The organism is Penaeicola halotolerans (genome assembly GCF_016464625.1).
In the GTDB taxonomy this organism is placed as follows: domain Bacteria; phylum Bacteroidota; class Bacteroidia; order Cytophagales; family Cyclobacteriaceae; genus Penaeicola; species Penaeicola halotolerans.
In genome coordinates, this window is record NZ_JAEAGO010000109.1 from 1 (window position 1) to 260 (window position 260).

The window sequence follows — 260 nt, forward strand, 5'->3', positions numbered from 1 at the left end:
GGTCCATCCTGTGTGATAGGAATCTCGCGGGCTTGTCCCCCTGCCATAGCAACTCCTTGAGCACGACCTAGCTACAGCATGGATTGTACATTTTGTCCGTAGAATGGAGCTTCCAATGCTACGTTATCTGGTTCAAATTCCTCTATCAGTCCACTAATTCGCTCAAAGATTTTTTTGAGTTTGAGCTCGTGACCTGTGTATTTTTTGAGATGGATGACACCAAACTGAAGTAGGGTTACTTTTTGGCCAAGAGTATGGAT

1 pseudogene is annotated in these 260 nt (G+C 44.6%); it reads right to left on the bottom strand.

Annotation, left to right across the window (positions count from 1 at the left end):
• Nucleotides 1–260, bottom strand: a pseudogene (locus I5349_RS13835) (crossover junction endodeoxyribonuclease RuvC); the annotation flags it as partial.